A 24,298-nucleotide genomic window follows, 5' to 3' on the forward strand; every position below is an offset into this window, starting at 1 on the left:
CTTTAAAAAAAGAACAAGACTCATAATGATTACTGCAGAAAACATTCTACTCATCGGCTCTATCCTGATATTCATCAGTATTCTCATCAGCAAGACCGGATATAAGTTCGGCATCCCCACCCTCTTGCTCTTCCTCCTGGTAGGAATGCTTTTCGGAAGCGACGGACTGGGCATCCAGTTCAACAGCGCGAAAGATGCCCAGTTCGTAGGAATGATAGCGCTGAGCATCATCTTGTTCACGGGAGGGATGGACACACGGTTCCGCGAAATCAAGCCCATACTGCCTCAAGGGATACTTCTGTCTACTGCAGGCGTGCTGGTCACTACCCTCTTGACGGGGCTGTTCATTTATTTTTTATCCGACCATACAAAAGCAGACATTCAGCTGACCCTACTCGCCTCTTTATTACTTGCCGCCACAATGTCATCCACCGACTCGGCTTCGGTATTCAACCTGCTCCGCTCACAACGGATGAACCTGAAAGAAAACTTGCGCCCGATGCTGGAACTGGAAAGCGGAAGCAACGACCCCATGGCATATATGCTTACCATCGTGCTGATACAAGTCATTGGAAGCGGAACAGATTTGCATGCCGGAATCATCGCACGCGACCTGCTTGTACAATTCTTTTTCGGTGGAATAATCGGCTATGCAGCAGGCAAGTTCGCCGTATGGCTCATCAACAAAATCGAGTTACCTAATACCTCTCTTTACCCCATCCTCCTGCTGAGTATTGTATTTATTACCTTTACTACCACCGACCTGGTACACGGAAACGGTTATCTGGCGGTCTACATAGCCGGAGTCATCGTAGGCAATGCCAAACTGGCATCACGGAAAGAGACACAAACTTTTATGGACGGGCTGACATGGCTTTTCCAAATCATCATGTTCCTCGCCCTCGGACTGCTGGTAAACCCACATGAGATGATAGGTATCGCAGGCATCGGCTTGCTTATCGGTGCATTCATGATTGTAGTGGCACGTCCAGTAAGCGTGTTCCTCTGCCTGCTTCCTTTCCGGAACATTTCCCTACGTGCACGGCTCTTCGTATCATGGGTAGGGCTGCGTGGAGCTGTTCCCATCATTTTCGCTACCTACCCCGTCATAGCTGAAATCCCAGGGTCAAACCAATTGTTCAACATTGTATTTTTCATCACCCTTCTCTCGCTTGTCATTCAAGGGATGAGCATCTCACAGATGGCACGCTGGCTCAAGCTCGACATGCCCCAAGCCAAAGAAGGAAACGCATTCGGCGTAGAGCTTCCCGATGAAATAGATACCCGACTGGACGACCTGACCCTCACCGCCGAAATGCTGGAAGAAGGAAACAGATTGGCAGACATGAACCTGCCTCAAGGCACACTGGTGATGCTGGTAAAACGCGGAAACGAATTCATCATTCCCAACGGACAAATAGAACTTCATGAAGGTGACAAACTCCTGCTCATTTCTGAAAATAAACAGAAAAAGCGACAAAATCTGTAAATCAGGAAACAAACCGAAGAGATTTTTTCCTTACCTTTGAGAAAATTACAAGAACAGACAATACGCATCACCCGGCGACCACACAGCCCACAGGAAAAACCTCTGTATGTCTTTGTGCCCAAGGTAAAACTTGTCTGCAAGACCGACACACCATTCAAAATCATAACATTATGGAAAACTATCTCTTCTGGATTGCTCCAGCCGCCTCGTTCCTGGCACTTGCCTTGGCGGCTTTCTTCTATAAACAGATGAAAGGAGAAAGCGAAGGAACACCCGAGATGCAGAAAATCGCCGAACATGTACGCCGTGGGGCGATGTCGTACCTCAAGCAACAATATAAAGTGGTGACACTCGTGTTTATCGGACTTGCTCTCCTGTTTGCCATCATGGCATACGGCTTCAACCTCCAGAACCACTGGGTACCCGTCGCATTCCTGACAGGAGGGTTCTTCTCCGGCTTGTCCGGCTACCTCGGAATGAAAACCGCCACATACGCCTCAGCACGTACTGCCAACGCCGCCCGTACCTCACTCGACAAAGGCCTGCGCATCGCTTTCCGAAGCGGAGCAGTCATGGGACTGGTGGTAGTAGGACTGGGCTTGTTCGACATCTCCTTCTGGTATCTCTTACTGGAACGATGCATCCCCGACAATGCACTGAACCCTACCTCAAAGCTCTGCGTCATAACCACTACAATGCTCACCTTCGGAATGGGAGCTTCCACACAGGCTCTCTTCGCCCGCGTAGGCGGAGGCATCTACACGAAAGCCGCCGATGTAGGAGCCGACCTGGTAGGCAAAGTTGAAGCCGGAATACCTGAAGACGACCCGCGTAACCCGGCAACCATCGCCGATAATGTAGGCGATAACGTAGGCGACGTTGCAGGTATGGGAGCCGACCTCTACGAATCGTATTGTGGCTCCATCCTTGCCACCGCCGCACTGGGTGCCGCTGCTTTTATCGGCACAGGAGACACCGAAATGCAGTTCAAGGCAGTCATCGCACCGATGCTGATAGCTGCCATCGGCATCATCCTATCCATTATCGGCATTTTTGCAGTACGCACACGCGAAAACGCTACGATGAAAGAGCTGCTGAAAGCACTTTCTACCGGAACCAACCTCAGCTCGTTTTTCATCATCATCGGCACGTTTCTCATCCTTTGGCTTTTAGGATTGGACAACTGGGTAAACATATCACTGGCTGTCATCGTAGGCCTGCTGGTAGGAATCATCATCGGGCAGTCTACCGAATATTACACTTCACAATCATACAAACCCACACGCAAGCTCTCCGAAAGTGGTAAGACAGGACCTGCTACCGTTATTATCTCCGGCATCGGACTGGGAATGATTTCCACTACCATCCCAGTCATAGCCGTAGTAGCAGGCATCATCCTTTCCTACTGGCTAGCTTCAGGATTCGACTTCACCAACATTGGGATGGGACTTTACGGCATCGGAATCGCATCGGTAGGCATGCTTTCCACCTTAGGAATTACCCTTGCCACAGATGCTTACGGCCCCATTGCCGACAATGCCGGAGGAAACGCCGAAATGAGCAAGCTGGGCGAAGAGGTGCGCCGGCGTACCGATGCGCTCGACTCGCTGGGCAATACTACCGCAGCTACCGGAAAAGGATTTGCCATCGGCTCGGCAGCCCTTACAGGACTCTCCCTGCTGGCTTCATACATCGAAGAAGTACGTATCGGACTGGAACGTATCGGAACCGCCATCCTTGAACTTCCCAACGGCATCCAGATAGCCATCCACGAGGCAGGACTGGACGACTTCATGATTTATTACGATGTTACACTAATGAATCCTAAAGTGCTTTCAGGGATGTTCATTGGCAGTATGATGTCTTTCCTTTTCTGCGGTCTTACGATGAATGCTGTAGGGCGTGCAGCCTCGCGCATGGTAGAAGAAGTGCGCCGCCAGTTCCGTGAAATAAAAGGCATCCTGAGTGGAAATGCCGAGCCTGACTACGCCCGGTGTGTACAGATTTCCACACAAGGCGCCCAACGCGAAATGGTATTCCCCTCTCTGCTTGCCATCATCGCTCCTATAGTTACGGGGTTGCTCTTCGGTGTACCGGGTGTCATCGGTCTGCTGATTGGCGGACTTTCATCAGGCTTCGTGCTAGCCATCTTTATGGCAAATGCCGGAGGTGCCTGGGACAATGCCAAGAAATATGTGGAAGAAGGAAACTTTGGCGGAAAAGGAAGCGAAGTGCACCGTGCCACTGTAGTAGGCGATACCGTAGGCGACCCGTTCAAAGACACATCCGGTCCCAGCCTGAACATTCTTGTAAAACTGATGAGTATGGTTGCTATCGTAATGGCAGGGCTTACTGTGGCATGGAGCCTGTTCTGACAACGGCAATAAACACGAATATTAACATGTAGGGGCGTATGCGGTACGCCCCTACATGGGATGTTTCGGATATTCAATTAATTTTTCATTCAGGCTCTTTGAAACTGTTTCTGACTATAATTGGCAACATAAGAAGCTGTTTTGAATTTCTCCAAAAAGTTTTTCTTGGCTTGATGTATCCGTTTTCGTGTGTGCTTTGGGCGATTTTTTGGTCCTTTCCGCTCCTGTTCTTCGTCAGATAGCCCGCTATCTTCCTCATAGTAAAGACGCAAGATTTTGCGTCTCTACAAAAACCCATCCCAAATCATCGCACGATAAATTCAAAACAGCTTCTAAGAAATTCCTAAAAAATTTTTGCCTAAAACAAAAAAATCCAAGCAGACAGAAGCATATTTTTGTTAATTCACCCAATTTATATTAAATCAAGAGCTATTATATCAGGAAAAATTCTTATCTTTGTTCCCAAATTCGGTATAAATAATGAGACAACTTAAGATTACCAAAAGTATCACTAACCGAGAGAGCGCCTCTTTGGACAAATACCTTCAGGAAATCGGACGCGAAGACCTGATTACGGTAGAGGAAGAAGTGGAACTCGCTCAGCGTATTCGCAAAGGCGATCGTGCAGCGTTAGAGAAACTTACACGTGCAAACCTGCGATTTGTAGTATCAGTGGCCAAACAGTATCAAAACCAAGGATTGAGCCTTCCAGACTTGATAAACGAAGGAAATCTGGGCTTGATTAAGGCTGCCGAGAAGTTTGACGAGACCCGTGGTTTCAAATTCATCAGTTACGCCGTATGGTGGATTCGTCAATCTATTCTCCAAGCACTGGCCGAGCAATCCCGTATCGTGCGCTTGCCATTGAACCAGGTAGGTTCGCTGAACAAAATCAGCAAGGCTTTCTCTAAATTCGAACAAGAAAACGAACGCCGTCCGTCACCGGAAGAGCTGGCAGACGAACTGGAAATCCCGGTAGACAAGATTTCGGACACGCTGAAAGTTTCAGGACGCCACATCTCTGTAGACGCTCCTTTCGTGGAAGGAGAAGACAACAGCCTACTGGACGTGCTGGTAAACGACGACTCCCCTATGGCGGACCGCTCCTTGGTGAATGAATCACTTTCGAGGGAAATCGACAGAGCGCTTTCTACGTTGACCGAAAGAGAGAAGGAAATTATCCAGATGTTTTTCGGTATAGGAACGCAAGAAATGACGTTGGAAGAAATTGGTGACAAATTTGGACTGACACGCGAACGTGTGCGCCAGATTAAGGAAAAAGCCATCAGAAGATTAAGACAAAACTCGCGTAGCAAACTGCTCAAATCTTATTTAGGATAAACGAACATCGGTTTCCGAATTTACAAAAAGCTGTAAGGTCTACGGACACTTACAGCTTTTTCACTATTATGCCCTGCAAACTATATTATATAATAAGGTAAAGGAATGCCACGTTCAGCCAACACCTTCCTTCCGAAAACGAACTTAAATATGTTAATTTCACTCCAGACGGTTTCATATATGCCTACAATTGCTTACTTTTGCTTTGTAAAACTTATAAATTTATGAAACAGATTAAACTGCTTTGCTTTTTGCTCATCGCATCCATCGTGATACCCGTTCTTGCCAAATCGCCGAAAAACAAGAACAAATACGGCGTCTACATCGCTGGAGTATCGGCTTCGTTCAGTGACTCACTGGTTTATTTCACAGATATCCAATATGTAGACAGTGCTATGGTAGGCGGTGACGGATTGCTGGTAGGACGTGCACAATACAGCATCCAGCTAAAAGAATACCTGGAACAACAGGAAAACGGGAAAAACCGTACGTGCTTCGTTTACTACAACAAAAAAAAGAAAAACCTGCAAAAGGAAATCAACAAGCTGAAAGAAAAATACCAGAAGGGAAATACGCTGGTGCTTCTTGACGTAGACCCTGAATTCAAATTTGAAAAAGCAGAGATTTATTGATTATGAGAAAATTATTCCTATACATTGTTTCACTTTTCATCCTGACGGGCTGTTCGGACGAAATACCCGAACATGAACAGCCGGTACAGGCCAAGCGTGCCATACTTGCCTATTTGATTGCCAACAACAATCTGGACGAAGATATTATGAACAATGTACAATGGATGTACGAAAGCCTTGCTGAAAGTGGAGACTCATGCACGCTGCTCATTTACTACAAACCGACTTCCAGCAACCAATACATTAACGAAGCGCAAATTCTTGCCTATTTCTCTGATGGACACGGGCAAATCAACGGCCAACCAGCTTTGGAAGGCAATGACATCACTCAAGGCAACGTCATCGCACAAGCCAACCGCTATACTGCCGTAACGGGAACTTCAACCGATCCGGAAGTGATGCGTGCCAACTTGCAAATGATGGCAGACATTGTTCCCTCGCTCAGCTATGGACTTATCTTCGGTTCACATGCTACCAGCTGGATGCCTGCTGCAGGCACAGACATTGCTACCAAATCATTCGGACAAGACGGGAATGTCTATAACTCTATCAACATCCCCGAGCTTGCCGATGTTTTGGAACAGACTTTTCCCGGAAACCTTGACTTCGTGCTTTTCGATGCCTGCATGATGCAGACCGCCGAGGTTTGTTACGAACTGAGGCACGCCACACGCTATTGCATCGCTTCGGTATTGGAAACACCAGTAGTAGGTTTCCCTTACCACGAGATATTGAATAACTTGTATCAAGACGAAATCGACTTCGACAAACTTTGCGAAAATGTCATCAATTTCAATAAAAGCAGAGGGCTATGGGGAACTTATGCCGTAGTAGACTGCAAACAGATGGACGTTTTTGCCACAGCCGTGAGGGAGCAACTCTCCCAACACACATCCGCCCTCGAAGATCTTTCGCTTCACTCCATCCAGCAATATGGAATAAACGACTACCAATACTTCTCGTTCGATGTAGCAGATGTCATCCGCCAGCTGAATGGAGGGACACTTCCGGAGTCTTTCCAGCAAGTATTGGACCAGACCGTACTTGCCAAAAGCTGTATCACGAATCACTCCACTTTCAGAGTAGACGAAGACCGCTATTGCGGAATGGGCATGTACATTCCCGATGCCGTGCCAGGAAATACCCGATGGAACGACTATTACCGTTCCGCCATTTCGTGGTACCAGACAGTATGGAGTGAATAAGGTTTACGACGCATAAGTGCAAAGGCGCAGAAACAATCAGGATTCTGATTCTTTCCGCGCCTTTTCCTTTTCAGAAAATATACTGCAACCGAAGCTGGGCAAGAAAGAAGTCTTTCTTATAAAAAGCGTTGCAATGCTCCCCTACCCATACATAGCTGCCGTTCAGCTTCACTCCTAAATATTGGTTGATGTACCAGTTTACACCTAAAGACAAGTCAGTCTCCTCACCTCCATAAATTCCTGCACGGTTATCGTTCATGTCCGTATAATTCAAGCGGGCAACCAGTTCGACAGCTTGTGGAGTAGCCGGACGGCTCGGTATGCCATACATCGCATCGTATTCGAAGCCGCGTCCTTTCAACAAGAAACCGCCTTGAATGTATCCCCCGTGCGGACGGTATGCCTTCCCGCCATCCGTGCGGTTCAAACGGTCGAAATAATATTCGGCTTGAACCATCCAGCGTGGAGCGGTGTATAATGCCTCAACTACCCCTTTCACCTCTGTTCCCATATTCGGCACTTCAGCTTCAAGCAACGAAGCAGGAAACATCGATGTAATGCCCTCACTATCTACCGTGCCCACAGGCGGCTCTTCGGTATTGACCTGTTTCGTGCGGAAAGAAAAGGCACCGCCTACGTGAATCAACCGATGGTCTTCCCCTTGCTTGCGCCATACGGCACGGGAAGTCGATACAAAGGCATTCTTCTGACTGCTCCCTATCTTATTGATATCATTATGCGTATAGACACCCGTAGCAAGATACCACGAATCGGTATAGAAATGATACGTTGCACCCAACTTCCGGCTATCGGTAAAAGCCAAGACCGATGCAGCCGACTGATGGAAGCGCAAATCGGCTGTGCTTATCAACATATCCATCGAAAAAGGCTCGTACGCATTGCCCAGCGAAAGCACACTGTTCTTAAAGTGGTAATTCAGCAACAAATCCTTTATCGCTACTTTACCTCCTCCCAATCCGATATCGGCTTTTGCCTCCCACTGCCCGTAAGTCGCTTTGAACCCGACCCGGAAATCTTCCAGCCGATAATAGCCTTGCACGTCTTCTTTGCCATAACCCGACACGGCGGCATCGAGCAGGGCACGCGAACGGAACTTTACTTTCAGCTGCTCTTGCGCCTGCGTTGTCACTCCTCCCAACAGGAGAATGAAACTCAACAATCCAGCTACGATTTTCTTCATACCTGCACAGCCATTAGTTGAGGAAGCGCTTCTTCTACCGGAACTGCCCAACCGTAATCCGCCACATTAAATATCGGCGCAGTCTTGTCCGGATTAATGGCGATAATCCGTTTCGCACCGGCAATGCCTGCCGTGTGCTGGATTTGCCCGCTGATGCCGATAGCGATATACAGGTCCGGAGCAATGGTCTGGCCGGTCTGCCCTACTTGCAAATGCGCGTCAATCAAGCCAGCTTCTACCGCAGCACGTGACCCGGCCACAGCTGCTCCCCATTGTTTAGCCCACTGACAGATACGCTCTACCGTTTCCTTCTTCTTCACGCCACGTCCTATTCCGACCACAATCCGGCTGTTCCCCAGCGAATCCCCGCCGGCTGTTTCCAATTCCTCGTCCAATAAGCGGATACGGCCGTCGCACTTAAAGTCCGATAAATCATGCCGGATGCATTCCCCTTTCAAGGCAGGGTCCGCTTCACGCGCTTTCATCACTCCCGGACGTACCGAAGCCATTTGCGGACGGTGCGCCGGAGTAGCAATCGTAGCCATTAAGTTTCCGCCAAAAGCCGGACGTATCTGCTGAAGCAGGCCTGTTTCGGCATCAATGTCCAACTCCGTGCAATCGGCAGTCAAACCCGTTTGGAGCAGAGCCGCGATACGGGCAGACAATCCACGCCCGCGAGGCGTTGCGCCTACCAGCAAGATATCCGGACGGCATTCGCGGATAACCCGGACGGCGGCACGAGCATAATTTTCTTCGATGAACGAAGCCAACGACGGATGCCCGGCAAGATGTATCCGCTGTGCTCCATACGCCGCCAACGAAGACACCGCCGCATCCGATTCACTCCCGATTAAAAGAGCCTCTACATCCTGATGCAGCTTTTCTGCCAGAACGGCAGCCTTCCCTAACAATTCTTTTGTAACCGCAGAAAGGGTTCCGTCCGCTTCTGTTTCGGCAAGCACCCAAATGCCCTTAGACGTTCCGCCGGAAATTTGCGTCTGCGTCTCCGGTTCATTCAACGCCAAAGCCTCCGAAGGGCAGGCTTGCACACAACTTCCGCACAAACGGCATTTATACGGGTCGATTTCCGGATATTCCGCCATGCGGATGGCGCCGTAAGCACAAGCGTCCGCACACATTCCACAACCGATACATTGGTCTTTGCGCACTTGAAGCGCAAAAGAGGCAGTATGTTCATTCATAAGATTCATTCGTTATAAGTGATAAGATTCGTTTAATAAGTAGATGTTGAGAATTAATTTATATAATGTAGCCATCTCAGAAACGCAGATTAACGCAGATTTTCACGGATTCTTTTGATTTACTATTTTTGATTTACGAAGTACGATTTAGTGCTCAAACAGTAGATAGTAAATTGTCAAATCGTAAATAAAAATAATCTGCGCTAATCCGCGAAAATCTGTGTTTCTGATCATATCATTTTGCACACTTATTTAATTGCTTCAGCAAATGCGGCTGCATCCGCACACCAGTTGATTTCTTTTTTCCGGACAGGCACCGCGGTCGATACCACCCGCGTAGGAGAAGCATACAGCCCTACGGAAGACGCATCTATACCCAGGTCCTTCTCGTCCCAACGAAGGATTTCCTGCCGTTGCGCCCGGCGCCAGCCCGACAAAGTCATGCAATCCAGTTCGCCGTTTTCACGGCTTACCATCACGGCGCAAGGCAACTCGATTTCCATCCGCTGCAAATACGCCCCCGCTTTCCGGCTGACGCTTATCGTATGTTCGGTCAGCTGCCCGACGGCCGACAGGCAGGTAACTTGAGGAATATCCAGCTGCCCTGCCACTTCCGGCCCCACTTGCGCCGTATCGCCGTCGATGGCCATTTTGCCGAAGAACAACAAGTCATACGCTCCTATCTTGCGCACAGCCGCAGCCAGAACCAGGCTCGTACACCACGTATCGCTTCCGGCAAAAGCTGGAGAAGAAAGCAATATCGCCCGGTCGGCGCCCCGCTGCAACGCTTCGCGCAATACGGTTTCTGCCGAGGCAGGCCCCATGCTGACCGCAACCACTTCGGCTGCGGTATCTCGTTTTAAGTCGAGCGCCATTTGCAAGGCATACAAGTCATCCGGATTCGTCCGACTCAATGCCGAAGAACGCTTCAATGTCTTTGTCACCGGGTTAAGTTCCACTTTAGTCGACTGAGGAACCTGTTTCAAAAATACAATATACCGTTTCATTATTGACTATTTTACTGTTTACCATTTACTATTTTTCCGTTGTGTCCAGTTTAGGCGTGCGAAAGCTTCCCGCAATGTACAACATGAAATCCTAAAGCTGGAAACCTTCCCCACGGTGTGGGCAACAAATCCCAAACTTATCCGCCTTTCTTGTTCGAACGGGCATCAGCGCAACGCTGCTGAAACTCGGGCGAGAACGGGTCTACCTCGCCGAAGCGTTCGGGAGCGAACAACGCCGGATTGACAAAAGGAGTCTCGCCCGTAATCAGTTCCGCAGCCAGCCGCCCCATGCCTCCGCCTGCCGCAACGCCGCCTCCGCAGCATCCGGTAACGGTGAACAGTCCTGCGTATGCCTGCACCGGACCGATGATGAACATGGCATCGGGCACATAGCAAGACGGGCCTGCCATGTAATGCGCAATGGGCAAATCATCAATATCGTGCAAGTAAGGCTTCAGCAGCGGCGCACATTCGTCGAGCACCGTCCATTCGGCTTCTTTGCGGAAATCGAAATCTTCCAGTTGTCCGGTCAGAGTAGCCGGGTCGAACGACTGGCAACGGCTTTCGCGCAAGCCGATAATCAAGGCACCCACATCCGAGCGGGTGAAGGCACGGGCATCGGGAATCACGGTAAACGGATGCCCTGCCGGAAAACGCTCCTTGTCAATCTTCGTTATCCAGAAATGGCTGCGAACCGGCGTAAACGGAAGCCCTACATGGAGGGGACGCATCAACAGATTGGCCCACGAACCTGCCGCATTGACCACAACCGGGGCTTCGATGCATTCACCGTCAGCCAGCCGGACACCGCAGACGCGGCCGCCTTCAACCATAATCTCTTTCACCTTACAATTCGGGCGAAGCGTCACGCCCAAACGGGCAGCCGCCTTGGCATAACCCGAACAAAGCAGCGCTGAATCGATAAAGGCATCGGTGGGCATATAAAGCGCCACATCCACCGCTTCCGCATCTATCCACGGAAGCAACGCCTTCACCCTGTCTTTCGGAATGCGCTCGTTGGGGATGCCGAAACGAGTAGCGGCCTCTTCCAAAGCTTCCAGCCCTTTCAGCGAGGCTTCGGACGAAGCGACGGTAATGCTTCCGCATTGCTGGAGTTCCAGCGACTCGCCCAGCAGCGTTTCTATCTCATTTATGCAATCATACGTTTCCTGCACCAATTCCATCAGGGCAGGTTTGGTCCGGGCACGTGTCAGCAGGCAAGCCGCACGCGATGATGCTTGCGAAGCGATTTCGTTGCCGTCAAGCAGCAAGATTCTTCCGGCTTTCCGTTTTGCCAACTGATAAGCAGTAGCGCATCCCAATAATCCGCCACCGATGATGATGACATCGTAAGTCTTTTCCATATACCTTATTTATATATTTACATACTATATTGCGCGTTCACACACATTTCATCAGCCTTCTTCGCTTCGAGCGTAGCGTTGTACTTACGGTAAATGAGGATTCCCGCAACGGTAAACAGAACCGTACACAAGGCGCCCACGCCGCAAGCGATGTGGTTGAACGTAGCAAACCAGTCTATCTCGATATCGAGCAGCTCTTTGGTAGACAACAACGTCACCGTGCCCAGATAGCCGATAAAGTCAATCATCGCTATGAAGAAACCTACATTCCCCTTGATTCGGAAACAAGCGATAAACCGGTCGAAGAAAACCGTCTGGAAAGTCAGGTAAGCGATATACAGCGACAAGCTTTCAATGAAAAGCCACATCACGGGCGAGAGGTCGAGCGTATCGTAATGATAAGACACATACGTCATGGTGAGGCATCCGGCAATCACCAGGGTCATCAGCCAAAGCAGCGCACGGATATTGCTGCGGAAGAAGATGAACAGGGCGAAAATGCCTAAAATAATCAGCGTCACAATCGTATCTATCCGGGCAAACATCCACGACGACTGGTTGCTCATGTCCAAGATGTACACCAGGAAGTCTTCTTTGATGTCACGCAAAACGAGCAGCATGAAGTTGCCGATAAACAACAAGGTCAATATCGGCGCATATTTCAAGAAGAGCGCCTTGCGTCCCTTGCTGTCCAGCGTCACACGCTCGTTGCGCAGGGCGATGTCTTCTGCCGTGGGCTGCGGAAGCCGCTTCAGCATGTATCCCATCAGCACCAGCAAAGGCAAGGCAAAACCGCCGATGACCGCAGGCATCCAGAACTGGCTGATGTGCATTTCGTTCATGGCAAACAACCCAAAGCTTTTCGCCACGCCCGAACTGAACACCATGCTTACGCCCAACAGGCTTGCCAGAATGTCGGTCACTTTCCGCCCTTCGATAAAACTGAATATCACGCCCCACATGCAGCCCAGCGAAAGGCCATTGACAAACATCGCGATGACATTCCAAGGAGTATCCAGCAATCCGAACCCTACCAATGCCGCCTCGGCAAGCACTGCCGAACCTACAAAGAAACGGAAGCGGTTCTCCTTCTTCAGTTCCGAAATAATCTTAATGCCGAAAAACTTGGCAATCACATAACCCAAAATCTGAATGGTAGTCACCGCCACTTTGTAATCGCTTCCAAAGAACTCCAATCCTTCAAACGAAGCCGCCGTATAAGGCTTGCGCAAGGCATACACCAACGAATAAGAAAGCAATGCCGCACCTCCTGCCCACAAGATGAGCAGCACTTCCGATAAATTCCTGTTTTTAATCAATTGTTTCATATCTTTCAACGTTTTAGTCTGATTTCGAGTGCAAAGCTACCCCGCCCTTGATTCTGAAAGAATTAATTTATGATGTATTATAAACCTCTTTTACAGGACATTTATAAATTCATCTTTATATCAAGATAATGTCACCGAAATGAAACAATTGAAATATTGCTGTAACATCTAAATCGTACATTTGCAAAAAATCGACAAAACGACTATGGACAGATTACTCTCCCTTTACGAACGAATGAAAAAGCTCCGCGAATCGGGGGTAAGGATGAAGGACATATCCGAAGAGACCGACATCGCTTCGAGCGTACTGTCATCGCTCTACTCTTCCGTACTTCCGATGTATGTCAATCTTGTTTCTGGCGGAGAAGAGCAGGAAGCGGCGTTAGACAAAGCCCTGCAACAAGTAAACAACGTATCGAAACGCAAACTGCTGGGATGCCTGGACACCTTATATGATAAGGTAAACCATATCGAGCCCCGGCAGGCAAGCAACAAGAACAATGCCCGCCCGTTTCTGGATGACATCGAAAAAGAAGCCTTGCGCTACCTGCCCAATGCAGGAATCTATACAGGACTGTATTTGGCATACAGTTCGTCTTCTTTCTCCGACGGGCTGAAAGTGGAACCGTATATGATAGCTTCTATCACCGACGGCGATGCGTTGCCCAAAGTTTACTCGCAAAACATGAACGGTGATTATTATGCAGGCGTGGGCGTGTTTTCTCCGTTCCAAATAGGGTACTTGATGTTTAATGAACAAAAGCACTTGCAATTGGCACTGAAAGTAGTCTTCTTGCAATTGCCGCTTATCGAATACCCCGGTTGGATGAAAGGCATCTACCTGACGCACGATTATAGCCGCAACCCCATCGCCCGACGGGTAGTCTTCGTGCGCCAAGGGAATGAAATCCCTTTAGAAGAATTTGCCGAAATGCGTACGGAAGTCATTCCAAAAGACAAACTGAATGAAGAACAGCAAGCGTATTATGATTATACTTGCCAACAAGGAGACGTGATAAGAAGCATGATGCTGGTATCTCCCGAAAAAAACGTAAACGATTTGATGAGGGAAAAAGAACTGCTAAAGCTATTATAACAAATTCACCACCGATTACATGGAGTAAGAATGATTTAAGAAGCTGTTTTGAATTTCTCCAAAAAGTTTTTCTTGGCTTGATGTATCCGTTTTCGTGTGTGCTTTGGGCGATTTTTTGGTCCTTTTCGCTCCTGTTCTTCGTCAAATAGCCCGCTATCTTCCTCATCACAGAAGCGGAAATGCCTCAAAAACTCATCCCAAATCAGCGCACGATAAATTCAAAACAGCTTCTAAATCCGTGTAATCTGTGGTGAAAAACAAATCAGAACTCGCTGGTGAAATGGAACTTGATATGCTTGAAGTCATTCTGAGCCATTTGTAGCACATATCCGCTGTCGGCAAGGAAGACATCACGCCCTTCGCGGTCTTTTGCCATATACTGGAACTTCCGTTTCTTGAATGCTTCCAGTTCGTCCATATCATCGCTTTCTATCCAGCAAGCCTTGTACAGGCTGACCGGCTCCCAACGGCACTTTGCGTTGTATTCGTTCTCCAGACGATACTGGATTACCTCGAACTGCAACTGCCCTACCGTGCCTATCAGCTTACGTCCGTTAAACTGATTGATGAACAATTGCGCCACACCTTCGTCCATCAATTGGTCAATACCCTTATTTAATTGCTTGGTCTTCATCGGGTCTGCATTTTCGATGTACTTAAACATTTCAGGCGAAAAACTGGGCAATCCCTTAAAATGCAACTGTTCGCCTTCGGTCAGCGTGTCGCCAATCTTGAACGTACCGTTATCCGGCAAACCGATAATATCGCCTGCCCACGCTTCATCTACTGTGGTCTTGCGCTGAGCCATAAACTGAGTGGGTGAAGAAAAACGCATTGTCTTGCCTTGCCGCACATGCAAATACGGCGTATTTCGTGTAAACTTACCCGAACATACCTTACAGAAAGCCACGCACGAACGATGGTTAGGGTCAATGTTTGCCGTAATCTTAAAAATGAATCCGGTAAATTTAGGCTCGTCGGGCATTACCACACGTTCCTCTGCCTGTACCGGCCGGGGACTGGGAGCAATTTCCACGAAGCAGTCCAACAATTCCTGTACGCCAAAATTATTTAATGCAGAACCGAAAAATACAGGTGCCAGTTCACCTTTCAAGTATTCATTGACATCAAATTCAGGATATACGCCTTCTATCAATTCCAAATCGTTGCGGAGCTTTTCAGCCAAAGGAGCGCCGATGTGGTTATCAAGCTCTTCGGTATGGATATCCACTTCCACCTTCTCCGTCACCACTTGCTTGGAAGGCTGGAACAGGTTCAGCTTCTTCTCATAAATGTTATACACACCCTTGAAACGCGGTCCGCTTTCGATAGGCCAGGTCAAGGGACGCACATTGATAACGAGTTCTTCTTCCAGCTCGTCCAGCAGGTCGAACGGGTCTTTAGCCTCACGGTCCATCTTGTTGACGAAAATAATCACCGGCGTGTTGCGCATACGGCACACTTCCATCAGCTTGCGTGTCTGCGTTTCCACACCTTTCGCCCCGTCCACCACGATGATTACGCTATCCACCGCCGTAAGCGTACGGTATGTATCCTCCGCAAAGTCCTGGTGACCAGGTGTATCAAGGATATTTACTTTGTAATCCCGATAATCAAACTCCATCACCGATGTAGTGACCGAAATACCACGCTGCTTCTCAATATCCATCCAGTCGGAGGTAGCGGTTTTCTTAATCTTGTTCGATTTTACAGCACCTGCCACCTGGATCTGCCCTCCGAAAAGCAACAGTTTTTCCGTCAACGAAGTCTTACCGGCATCCGGATGTGCAATAATCGCAAATGTTCTTCTTCTTTCTATTTCCTGATTTGCCATATTTCTTATTTTTCTACGATATCAGTCTAAATCCAATTCCCCTTTTTTCTCCTTTATATAATAACCGGCAAGCATAGCCAGCAAATCACTGATTGCTTTCACCGCCTTCTGCGTATCTTCACTCACCTCTTTCTTTTGCAGTTTCAGCATCCATACGCCATACATGGCATCGAAGCACGTCTCCAGTTCAGGCACGTCCCTGTCCGCCCCCTTTGCCCGAAGCTCTACGATAAAAGGCAGAGCCTTGTAATAAGCTGCGCTATAGTAAGGGAATTTAGGCGAGCGGAGCAAACGCAGATGCAGGTCGGTCAGCCATACGATGATGTTCTTATTGATTTGCAAATGCCCCTTCTGCATCACGCCTTCATCGTGCATCATATTAATCAAGTCTTCATACCATTGCGTCAACTCTTGCCTTTGCGGGTCGGTCAGAGAAGGATACGTGTCGACGACATTCCGCCGTATCTGTCCGATATCGCAACCGTTGGCACGAATCAAGTCTTCCACCTGCCACATATAGAGCAAGTATTCTGCAATATTCTGTTGTTTAAGTTGTCGGGAAATATACATATTCTAATCGTATCTGTCAAGAGAAAGATTTTCCGGTAGCAGCCAGCACGAATCCCACCATCGCCGCTACAATCACCGCCACACCAATGATACGGTTCAGCATCCAGATGCCCCTCACATTAAACCGCGTGCGCACCTTGTTCACAAAATAAGTGATGCTGAACCACCAGCTTACCGCTCCCATAATAATGGCAAGATAGCCCACTAGCTGGAAGCCGATAGGGCTACCCGGCATCACGAATGAGAACCGGGCAAAGAGTCCGATGAACAGGAAGATAATCAATGGATTGGAAAAGGTGACAAAAAAGGCGGTCACAAAATTGTGCAGGTAAGTTCCTCTTTTACCCGACGAAGGCCGAAGCGCTTTCACCGGATTACTCCGGAACGTATAAATGCCGAAAGCCAGCAACATGATACTGCCCACCACTTGCAGAAAAATCTGATGCTTCAGAATAAGCTCGTCCATAAAGCTCATGCCGTATCCCGTAAGCAACGCATAGCAAATATCGCTCAGTGCCGCCCCCAGTCCTGTCACAAAGCCAAACCAGCGTCCTTTATTCAATGTACGCTGAATACAAAGAACGCCCACAGGCCCCAGCGGAGCGGAAACCACCACTCCCACTATAAACCCTTTTATCAACAAATCCAGTATCGTAACCTGTTCTATCCAATTCATAGTGCAAAGATGCTACTTTTTTGCGAGATTACCTACGATTTCGGCTGTAATTCTTTTACAACATGAAAGCCAAAGCCAAAATCCAATCTTTCCTACCCCCGTCCAGCGACCTCCCATACAACGAATATGCGCATCCATAAGGATAATATATGCAATCTTCCACACATACGTTTTCATCGGGCCACGCATATACTTCCAACGGCACATGCACTTATTTTCACCCACGCATAAAAACTCTTTCCCCACTACTCTTTCGAAAATATTTCCAGTCCACGTAGGAAATAATAAAAAATAAAGACTATCTTTGCCGGAAAGACAAATCATAACCATGACAGAAAGACTGAAAGAGATTAAAAGCAAGATTGACGATGGAGAGATTGACGCAGCCATCCAAGAACTGAACGAGCTCCTGGCCCAGCATCCGGACAATGCAGACTATGCCTACTACCTGCTGGGGAATGCGTTCCGCAAGCAAGGCGACTGGCAAGGAGCCCTGAACAATTATCAGGAAGCCATTGCCCTCAATCCCGACAGTCCGGCATCCGAAGCCCGGCGCATGGTGATGGATATCCTGGAATTTTATAACAAAGACATGTTTAATCAATAAGAATAAGGTAATTTTACTATGGCTAAGATGAAAGGTGTGGTAATCGTGAATACAGAACGCTGCAAAGGGTGCAACCTATGCGTGGTTGCCTGTCCGTTGCATGTATTGTCGCTTACCAAAAAAGTAAATCAAAAAGGATATAATTACGTACAACAGACCCTGGAAGACACCTGCAACGGTTGTTCTTCGTGCGCCATCGTATGTCCGGACGCTTGTCTGACAGTATACAGGGCAAAAGAAGCGTAAGTTTTTAAAAACAGGTAACCAGGTGACCAGGTACGAGTTGACTAGGTTTTAAATACCGTAGTAAAACAATTCCAGACCTAGTCAACTAGTACCTAAGACCTAGTCAACTATAAAAATTTAAAAAGATATGGCAGAAGAAGTAGTTTTAATGAAAGGAAACGAAGCCATCGCCCGTGCGGCCATCCGGTTCGGCGTGGACGGTTACTTCGGCTATCCTATCACTCCCCAATCGGAAGTATTGGAAACTCTCGCCGAACTAAAGCCATGGGAGACAACCGGTATGGTCGTCTTGCAGGCAGAAAGCGAAGTGGCAGCTATTAATATGGTATATGGAGGTGCCGGAAGCGGCAAGATGGTAATGACTTCCTCCTCCAGCCCGGGCGTCAGCCTGAAACAGGAAGGAATCTCTTACATTGCAGGTGCCGAACTTCCGTGCCTGATAGTAAACGTAATGCGAGGAGGACCCGGACTGGGTACCATCCAGCCCAGCCAGGCAGATTATTTCCAGACCACCAAAGGAGGCGGACACGGCGACTATCATGTCATCGCACTGGCTCCGGCATCGGTACAGGAAATGGCCGATTTCGTAGGGTTGGCATTCGAACTGGCTTTTAAATACCGGAACCCGGCCATGATTCTTGCCGACGGTGTCATCGGACAAATGATGGAGAAAGTCGTACTTCCCGAACCTCGTCCGCGCCGCACCGAAGAAGAAATCATTGCCCAATGTCCATGGGCTACCACAGGACGTAAAGGACGCAAGCCCAATATCATCACTTCGCTGGAACTTGACCCTGCGGTAATGGAACAGCGCAACCTGCACCTGCAAGCCAAATACGCAGAAATAACGGCACATGAAACCCGTTACGAAGAAATAGATTGCGAAGATGCCGAATACCTGATTGTAGCTTTCGGCTCATGTGCCCGTATCGCCCAGAAATCAATGGAGCACGCCCGCGAGGAAGGCATCAAAGTTGGCTTGTTCCGCCCCATCACCTTGTGGCCGTTCCCTGGAGAAGCCCTAAAGGAAAGAGCACGGCAAATGAAAGGCATCCTCGTCGTCGAACTGAACAGCGGACAGATGATTGAAGACGTCAAGCTGTCTGTGGAATGCCGCATTCCGGTCGAACACTTCGGGCGCCTGGGAGGAATCGTTCCCGACCCGGATGAAGTCATCGAATCATTGAAAGAAAAACTCATCAACAACAAGTAACCGATTATGAACAAGATAAACCAGATCAGAACCGTACTGAACATTGTTTTTATGATAGGTGCAGTGGCTACTATCATCCTGTTCTTTACAGATGTCAACCAGACCGTATTTTTCTACGTATGTGCGACATCCATCATTATAAAAATGATAGAGTACGCGCTCCGATTCTCTCAACGTAATCGACAAGGAGGAAAACTATGACAAAAGAAGATATCGTAAAACCCGAAAACCTGGTTTACCAGAAACCTCGTTTATTGAACGACAACCCGATGCACTACTGCCCGGGATGCAGCCATGGAGTCGTACACAAGCTGATAGCTGAAGTCATCGACGAAATGGGCATGACTGAAAAAGCCATCGGCATCAGCCCTGTAGGATGTGCCGTCTTTATGTATAATTACCTGGACATCGACTGTCAGGAAGCCGCACACGGACGTGCACCCGCATTGGCAGGAGCCATCAAGCGCTTGTGGCCCGACCGCCTGGTATTCACATATCAAGGCGATGGCGACCTGGCATGTATCGGAACTGCCGAAAGCATTCACGCCCTGAACCGTGGTGATAACATCGCCATCATTTTTATCAACAATGCCATTTACGGTATGACAGGTGGACAAATGGCGCCTACCACTCTCGTCGGCATGAAAACCGCCACTTGCCCCTACGGACGTAATCCGGAAATCCACGGTTATCCGCTGAAGATGACCGAAATAGCAGCCACCCTGCAAGGCACTTGCTATGTCACCCGCCAGTCTGTGCACACCGTTGCAGCTATCCGCAAGGCGAAGAAAGCTATCCGCAAAGCTTTCGAAAACTCGATGCAGGGCAAAGGTTCCAGCCTGGTAGAAATCGTGTCGACCTGCAGCTCGGGCTGGAAAATGACTCCCGAAGCAGCCAACAAATGGATGGAAGAACACATGTTTCCTTTCTACCCGCTGGGCGACTTGAAAGATACGACGATTTGAGTTTTTAAGTTCTTGAGTTTTTAAGCTCTGCAATACTGACAGCATTTTATTTGCAAACTTAAGAACTATAGAACTAAAAAACTCAAGAACTTAAAGACTTAAAAACTAAAAAACTTAAAAACTCAAAACAATATGACAGAAGAAATCATTATAGCTGGATTCGGAGGCCAAGGCGTATTGTCGATGGGAAAAATCCTTGCCTACTCCGGTCTGATGGAAGGCAAAGAAGTGACCTGGATGCCTGCCTATGGCCCCGAACAACGCGGAGGAACCGCCAACGTCACGGTCATCGTGAGCGACGAACGCATATCTTCTCCGATTCTGAGCAAATACGATACCGCCATCATCTTAAACCAACCTTCTCTGGCAAAGTTCGAAAGTAAAGTGAAACCTGGCGGCGTACTGATTTACGACGGCTATGGCATAATCAATCCGCCTACCCGCAAAGATATCCACGTCTATCGCATCAACGCCATGGACGAAGCCAACGAACGGAAGATGGCAAAGACTTTCAACATGATTGTATTAGGCGGACTGCTGAAAATCCGTCCCATTGTATCCATCGCAAGTGTGGTAAAAGCCTTGTACAAGACACTTCCCGAACGTCATCACAGCCTGATTCCAATGAATGAAGAAGCTATCCACATCGGCATGGACATCATCAAGGAAATGAAGTAACCCAGATTAAGGAATTGTTTTGAATATCCGCAGATATCCTATGTAGGGGCATATCGCATACGTCCGAATGCATCAACTAATCCACGTGAATGTTTTGGGCGTATGCGATACGCCCCTACATGGCAATCGGGTGGAATGCGGATATTCAATAAAACTTTTTGGAGAAATTCAAAATAGCTTCTTAGATGCATTTGCCCCGTTTAACAATGACGAATATCTGCAAATCTGCCCCTAAGTTATCCCTTGTTTCGTTTTTCTTTTATATCTTTGTCCCCATTATGAGGAAGATACTTTTTATAGCAATCATAGCACTGATATGCGGCAAACTGTCCGCACAGAACACGTTATCCAACCAATTCGGAAGTTCGGCATCAGGTACAGACCGAGATATGTACGACCGGAACGGGAATCCGATAGACACAACCGCCGTTAACGATGCCAGCACCATTCCCATCGGGCTGACATCGTGGAAAATTGATGCCCGTTTCGGAAACCGTACCGAAGTGCCTGTCGATACTTTGCAGCATGGCTTCCAAAACACGAACGATACAGGAGGTCCTTACGGACATTATACCTATTTGGGGAACTTGGGAGCTCCCCGTATTGCTCATGTATTTTTCGACCGTAAAGATGCCAGCCAGTTCTTCTTTTTCGACCCTTACGATTACACTGTGTTACAACCGCAAGACGTAACATACACAAACACCAAGTCGCCCTTTGTCAACTTGACTTATTATAAACAAGGTAGCAGCCGCGACGGAGAAGAACGTTTCAAAGCCTATTTTGCCGTGAATGCCAACAAACGGCTGGGATTCGGGTTCAACATCGACTATGTGTACGGACGAGGGAAATACGCCCACCAGTCAACAGCTTTATTCAACGGAAACCTATTTGCCTACTATCTGGGTGACAAATACAATATGCATTTCAGCTTCATCAACGACAACTTGAAGGTAGCCGAAAACGGCGGTATCACCGATGATCGTTACGTCAGTGCGCCGCTGGATATGGCTGAAGGAGGACGTACATACGCCAATAGCGAAATCCCGACCAACCTGAGTGCCATATGGAACCACAACACAGGATACCATGCTTTCCTGACTCATCGGTATAACTTAGGATTCTACCGTGACAATCCGGACGAAAACGATACAACCAACACACAGGTATTCGTACCTGTCACCAGTTTCATGCACACGGTGAAAGTAGACGTGGCAAGACGCCAATATATCTCACAAGATGAAACAGAGAACACGGAATACTTTCTAAATAATTTCTTGCCCGACATAGAACGTGACAAGACAGACTATCTGGCAGTAAAGAACACGCTCGGCATATCACTGCGCGAGGGATTCAACAAATGGGCAAAAGCCGGCCTTACCGCTTTCGTCACCCACGAATTCCGCCGCTTTACGATGACCGACACCATCGCCGGAACTCCCGGACAACGTATTCCTACAGATTATACGGAAAATGTCATTTCTGTGGGAGGACAACTCATCAAAGAACAAGGCAAAATGTTCCATTATAACGTAACGGGTGAATTTGCACTGATAGGTGAAGATGCCGGAGCATTTTCGGTGGAAGGACGCGGAAACATGAACTTCCGCCTGTTCAATGATACCGTCCGTTTACAGGCAAATGCCTATATCAAGAACCAAAACCCGACATTCTACTATCGTCATTTCCACTCGAAACATTATTGGTGGGACAATAACGACCTTTCGAAAATGATGCGTACCCGCATTGAAGGACAACTCAGCATTGACCGTTGGCGTACGCAACTGAAAGCTGGTGTAGAAAACATCACCAACTATACTTATCTCGATAACCTTTCGGTAAGTGACGGACAAGGCAGTAGCGGAGACGGAACAGGCAGCAGCAACGAAAGTGGAACCACAACTCATTACCTGAACAATCTAGGAGTAGCCCAACACTCGGGGAGCATCCAGGTATTCAGCGCATCGCTCCGGCAAGATTTCAAACTGGGTATTTTTCACCTGGATAACGAAGTGACTTACCAGACTTCAAGCAACCAAGACATCCTTCCATTGCCGAAACTGGTCTTGTACCATAACCTCTACCTCAGCTTCGGGCTGGCAAAGAAGGTTTTGAAAGTAGAAATGGGTGCCGACGTGCGCTATTTCACCGAATATTATGCCCCCGACTATGCGCCGGCAATCGGTCAATTCTATCTGCAAAACAAAGACACGCGCTACAAATTAGGGAACTATCCTTTAGTGAACGGTTACATCAACCTGCACCTGAAACGCACGCGTATCTTCCTGATGATGTACAACCTGATTCAAGGACAAGGAACCCACAGTTATTTCCTGGCTCCCCACTACCCACTGAATCCGCGTCTGTTCAAAATCGGCATATCGTGGAACTTCTTTGACTAAAAAACCCGTACATTATGCAGAAAGGCAAACCCTTCATCCGATACAGCATTGTGGCAATAGTTATTGTTGCAGGATTTATTGTATTCGGCACACAGAAAGAAAATAGTCCTGCCTATTCCCCTCGCGACTATGCCGAAATTGTTCAATCGGGCGTGTTGCGTGCAGTGACCGAATACAACGCTATCAGCTACCACATAAACAGAGACACGCTGCAAGGATTCGATTATGAACTACTGAATGCTTTTGCCTCTGACAAACACCTGAAACTGGAAATAACTCCAGAAATGAGCTTTGAGAAACGACTTGCAGGTGTCACTAAAGGAAAATACGATCTTCTGGCGACAGGAACCGTTATCACATCCCAATCGAAAGACACATTGCTCTTTACCCGTCCGTTGACGTTAAGCAAACAAGTGCTGGTACAGCGAAAACCCGAAAACGAACAAGACAGCACTTATATCCGCAGCCAGCTCGACCTGGCACACAAACAATTGCATGTCATCAAAGGTTCTCCGGCATTGCTCCGGCTCCACAACCTTATCAGTGAAATAGCCGATACCATCTACATCCAGGAAGTGGAACAATACGGACCTGAACAGCTTCTTGCCATGGTGGCAGGAAAAGACATCGACTATGCCGTATGCGATGAAAGCATCGCCCGCTCTTTGCAGGAACGCTTCCCGAACCTTGACATCAATACAGCTATCAGTTTCACGCAATTTTATGCCTGGGGCGTAAACAAGCATTCGCCTGCCTTGCTGGATACCCTCAACCATTGGCTTGAACGGTACAGCAAAACCGCCTCTTACAAGAAACTGTACAACAAATACTTTTAATGACATCTCATCACAGAAGAAGATACACAGA

At 48.1% G+C, this 24,298-nt stretch carries 24 protein-coding genes; 14 read left to right on the forward strand and 10 right to left on the reverse strand.

The genetic code is table 11. From position 1 onward, the window contains the following. Positions 1-22: 22 nt before the first annotated feature. Together B5F25_RS09895 and B5F25_RS09900 are read left to right on the forward strand one after the other, a co-directional pair. Positions 23-1,489: a potassium/proton antiporter gene (locus B5F25_RS09895; protein ID WP_162614393.1), complete on the forward strand. Its 1,467-nt coding sequence runs from the start codon at positions 23-25 to the stop codon at positions 1,487-1,489. A 170-nt stretch (positions 1,490-1,659) separates the two neighbouring features. After that, a complete protein-coding gene (locus B5F25_RS09900; RefSeq protein ID WP_022041232.1) occupies positions 1,660-3,864 on the forward strand; it encodes a sodium-translocating pyrophosphatase in 2,205 nt (734 codons plus the stop codon). A gap of 89 nt (positions 3,865-3,953) precedes the next feature. Here B5F25_RS09900 and B5F25_RS21685 read toward each other — a convergent pair whose 3' ends face one another. Continuing rightward, on the reverse strand, positions 3,954-4,136 hold the full coding sequence (locus tag B5F25_RS21685; RefSeq protein ID WP_162614391.1) for a hypothetical protein: 183 nt from the start codon (positions 4,134-4,136) through the stop codon (positions 3,954-3,956). A gap of 208 nt (positions 4,137-4,344) precedes the next feature. Between B5F25_RS21685 and B5F25_RS09905 the strand changes: the two genes are divergently transcribed. From B5F25_RS09905 to B5F25_RS09915, 3 genes are all read left to right on the forward strand, one after another. After that, a complete protein-coding gene (locus tag B5F25_RS09905; RefSeq protein WP_022041231.1) occupies positions 4,345-5,205 on the forward strand; it encodes an RNA polymerase sigma factor RpoD/SigA in 861 nt (286 codons plus the stop codon). A 224-nt stretch (positions 5,206-5,429) separates the two neighbouring features. Beyond that, positions 5,430-5,837, forward strand: coding sequence for a hypothetical protein (locus tag B5F25_RS09910; RefSeq protein ID WP_022041230.1), 408 nt, complete (start codon positions 5,430-5,432; stop codon positions 5,835-5,837). A 2-nt stretch (positions 5,838-5,839) separates the two neighbouring features. Continuing rightward, a complete protein-coding gene (locus tag B5F25_RS09915; protein WP_087249330.1) occupies positions 5,840-7,042 on the forward strand; it encodes a clostripain-related cysteine peptidase in 1,203 nt (400 codons plus the stop codon). Positions 7,043-7,112: 70 nt separating this feature from the next. Here B5F25_RS09915 and B5F25_RS09920 read toward each other — a convergent pair whose 3' ends face one another. From B5F25_RS09920 to B5F25_RS09940, 5 genes are all read right to left on the reverse strand, one after another. Continuing rightward, on the reverse strand, positions 7,113-8,243 hold the full coding sequence (locus B5F25_RS09920; protein WP_087249332.1) for a porin: 1,131 nt from the start codon (positions 8,241-8,243) through the stop codon (positions 7,113-7,115). Further along, complete coding sequence (locus tag B5F25_RS09925) at positions 8,240-9,445, reverse strand: electron transfer flavoprotein subunit alpha (RefSeq protein ID WP_087249354.1); 1,206 nt, start codon at positions 9,443-9,445, stop codon at positions 8,240-8,242. Before B5F25_RS09925 ends, B5F25_RS09920 begins: the two co-directional genes overlap by 4 nt. Before the next feature lie 248 nt (positions 9,446-9,693). Then, positions 9,694-10,452, reverse strand: a complete 759-nt coding sequence (locus B5F25_RS09930) for an electron transfer flavoprotein subunit beta/FixA family protein (protein WP_022041226.1) — start codon at positions 10,450-10,452, stop codon at positions 9,694-9,696. 137 nt (positions 10,453-10,589) lie between these two features. Continuing rightward, positions 10,590-11,816 (reverse strand): FAD-dependent oxidoreductase, encoded by a 1,227-nt coding sequence (locus B5F25_RS09935; protein ID WP_087249334.1) that lies wholly within the window; start codon positions 11,814-11,816, stop codon positions 10,590-10,592. 17 nt (positions 11,817-11,833) lie between these two features. Further along, the gene (locus B5F25_RS09940) at positions 11,834-13,144 is read right to left on the reverse strand and encodes a DUF5690 family protein (RefSeq protein ID WP_087249336.1); all 1,311 of its coding nucleotides are present in this window, start codon (positions 13,142-13,144) and stop codon (positions 11,834-11,836) included. 205 nt (positions 13,145-13,349) lie between these two features. On the opposite strand from B5F25_RS09940, the gene B5F25_RS09945 reads away from it, so the two are divergent. Further along, positions 13,350-14,240, forward strand: a complete 891-nt coding sequence (locus tag B5F25_RS09945; RefSeq protein ID WP_087249338.1) for a hypothetical protein — start codon at positions 13,350-13,352, stop codon at positions 14,238-14,240. A gap of 35 nt (positions 14,241-14,275) precedes the next feature. Here the strand turns inward: B5F25_RS09945 and B5F25_RS21690 are convergent, their stop codons facing one another. The 4 genes from B5F25_RS21690 to B5F25_RS09960 form a co-directional block, all read right to left on the reverse strand. Further along, on the reverse strand, positions 14,276-14,428 hold the full coding sequence (locus B5F25_RS21690; protein WP_162614392.1) for a hypothetical protein: 153 nt from the start codon (positions 14,426-14,428) through the stop codon (positions 14,276-14,278). A gap of 74 nt (positions 14,429-14,502) precedes the next feature. Beyond that, positions 14,503-16,074: a peptide chain release factor 3 gene (locus B5F25_RS09950; protein ID WP_022041222.1), complete on the reverse strand. Its 1,572-nt coding sequence runs from the start codon at positions 16,072-16,074 to the stop codon at positions 14,503-14,505. Between the two features lie 21 nt (positions 16,075-16,095). Continuing rightward, positions 16,096-16,644 carry a DUF4924 family protein gene (locus B5F25_RS09955; protein WP_022041221.1) on the reverse strand — a complete coding sequence of 183 codons (549 nt, stop codon included), beginning with the start codon at positions 16,642-16,644 and terminating at the stop codon, positions 16,096-16,098. A gap of 16 nt (positions 16,645-16,660) precedes the next feature. Further along, positions 16,661-17,320, reverse strand: coding sequence for a LysE family transporter (locus B5F25_RS09960; protein ID WP_087211866.1), 660 nt, complete (start codon positions 17,318-17,320; stop codon positions 16,661-16,663). 328 nt (positions 17,321-17,648) lie between these two features. On the opposite strand from B5F25_RS09960, the gene B5F25_RS09970 reads away from it, so the two are divergent. From B5F25_RS09970 to B5F25_RS10005, 8 genes are all read left to right on the forward strand, one after another. Next, positions 17,649-17,927 (forward strand): tetratricopeptide repeat protein, encoded by a 279-nt coding sequence (locus B5F25_RS09970; protein ID WP_087211873.1) that lies wholly within the window; start codon positions 17,649-17,651, stop codon positions 17,925-17,927. An 18-nt stretch (positions 17,928-17,945) separates the two neighbouring features. Beyond that, positions 17,946-18,173: a 4Fe-4S binding protein gene (locus B5F25_RS09975; protein WP_022041218.1), complete on the forward strand. Its 228-nt coding sequence runs from the start codon at positions 17,946-17,948 to the stop codon at positions 18,171-18,173. Between the two features lie 127 nt (positions 18,174-18,300). Beyond that, entirely contained in the window at positions 18,301-19,386 is a 1,086-nt protein-coding gene (locus tag B5F25_RS09980; protein WP_022041217.1) for a 3-methyl-2-oxobutanoate dehydrogenase subunit VorB, read from the forward strand. A 6-nt stretch (positions 19,387-19,392) separates the two neighbouring features. After that, entirely contained in the window at positions 19,393-19,587 is a 195-nt protein-coding gene (locus B5F25_RS09985; protein ID WP_022041216.1) for a hypothetical protein, read from the forward strand. Beyond that, the gene (locus B5F25_RS09990; RefSeq protein WP_022041215.1) at positions 19,584-20,351 is read left to right on the forward strand and encodes a thiamine pyrophosphate-dependent enzyme; all 768 of its coding nucleotides are present in this window, start codon (positions 19,584-19,586) and stop codon (positions 20,349-20,351) included. The genes B5F25_RS09985 and B5F25_RS09990 overlap by 4 nt, the downstream gene beginning before the upstream one ends. A gap of 132 nt (positions 20,352-20,483) precedes the next feature. Next, the gene (locus B5F25_RS09995) at positions 20,484-21,029 is read left to right on the forward strand and encodes a 2-oxoacid:acceptor oxidoreductase family protein (protein WP_022041214.1); all 546 of its coding nucleotides are present in this window, start codon (positions 20,484-20,486) and stop codon (positions 21,027-21,029) included. Positions 21,030-21,307: 278 nt separating this feature from the next. Then, complete coding sequence (locus tag B5F25_RS10000; RefSeq protein ID WP_087211888.1) at positions 21,308-23,431, forward strand: putative porin; 2,124 nt, start codon at positions 21,308-21,310, stop codon at positions 23,429-23,431. A gap of 14 nt (positions 23,432-23,445) precedes the next feature. Further along, positions 23,446-24,267 (forward strand): transporter substrate-binding domain-containing protein, encoded by an 822-nt coding sequence (locus B5F25_RS10005; protein ID WP_022041212.1) that lies wholly within the window; start codon positions 23,446-23,448, stop codon positions 24,265-24,267. Positions 24,268-24,298 lie beyond the last annotated feature (31 nt).

The sequence above is a fragment of the Bacteroides sp. An19 genome (assembly GCF_002160215.1).
GTDB lineage: Bacteria > Bacteroidota > Bacteroidia > Bacteroidales > Bacteroidaceae > Phocaeicola > Phocaeicola intestinalis.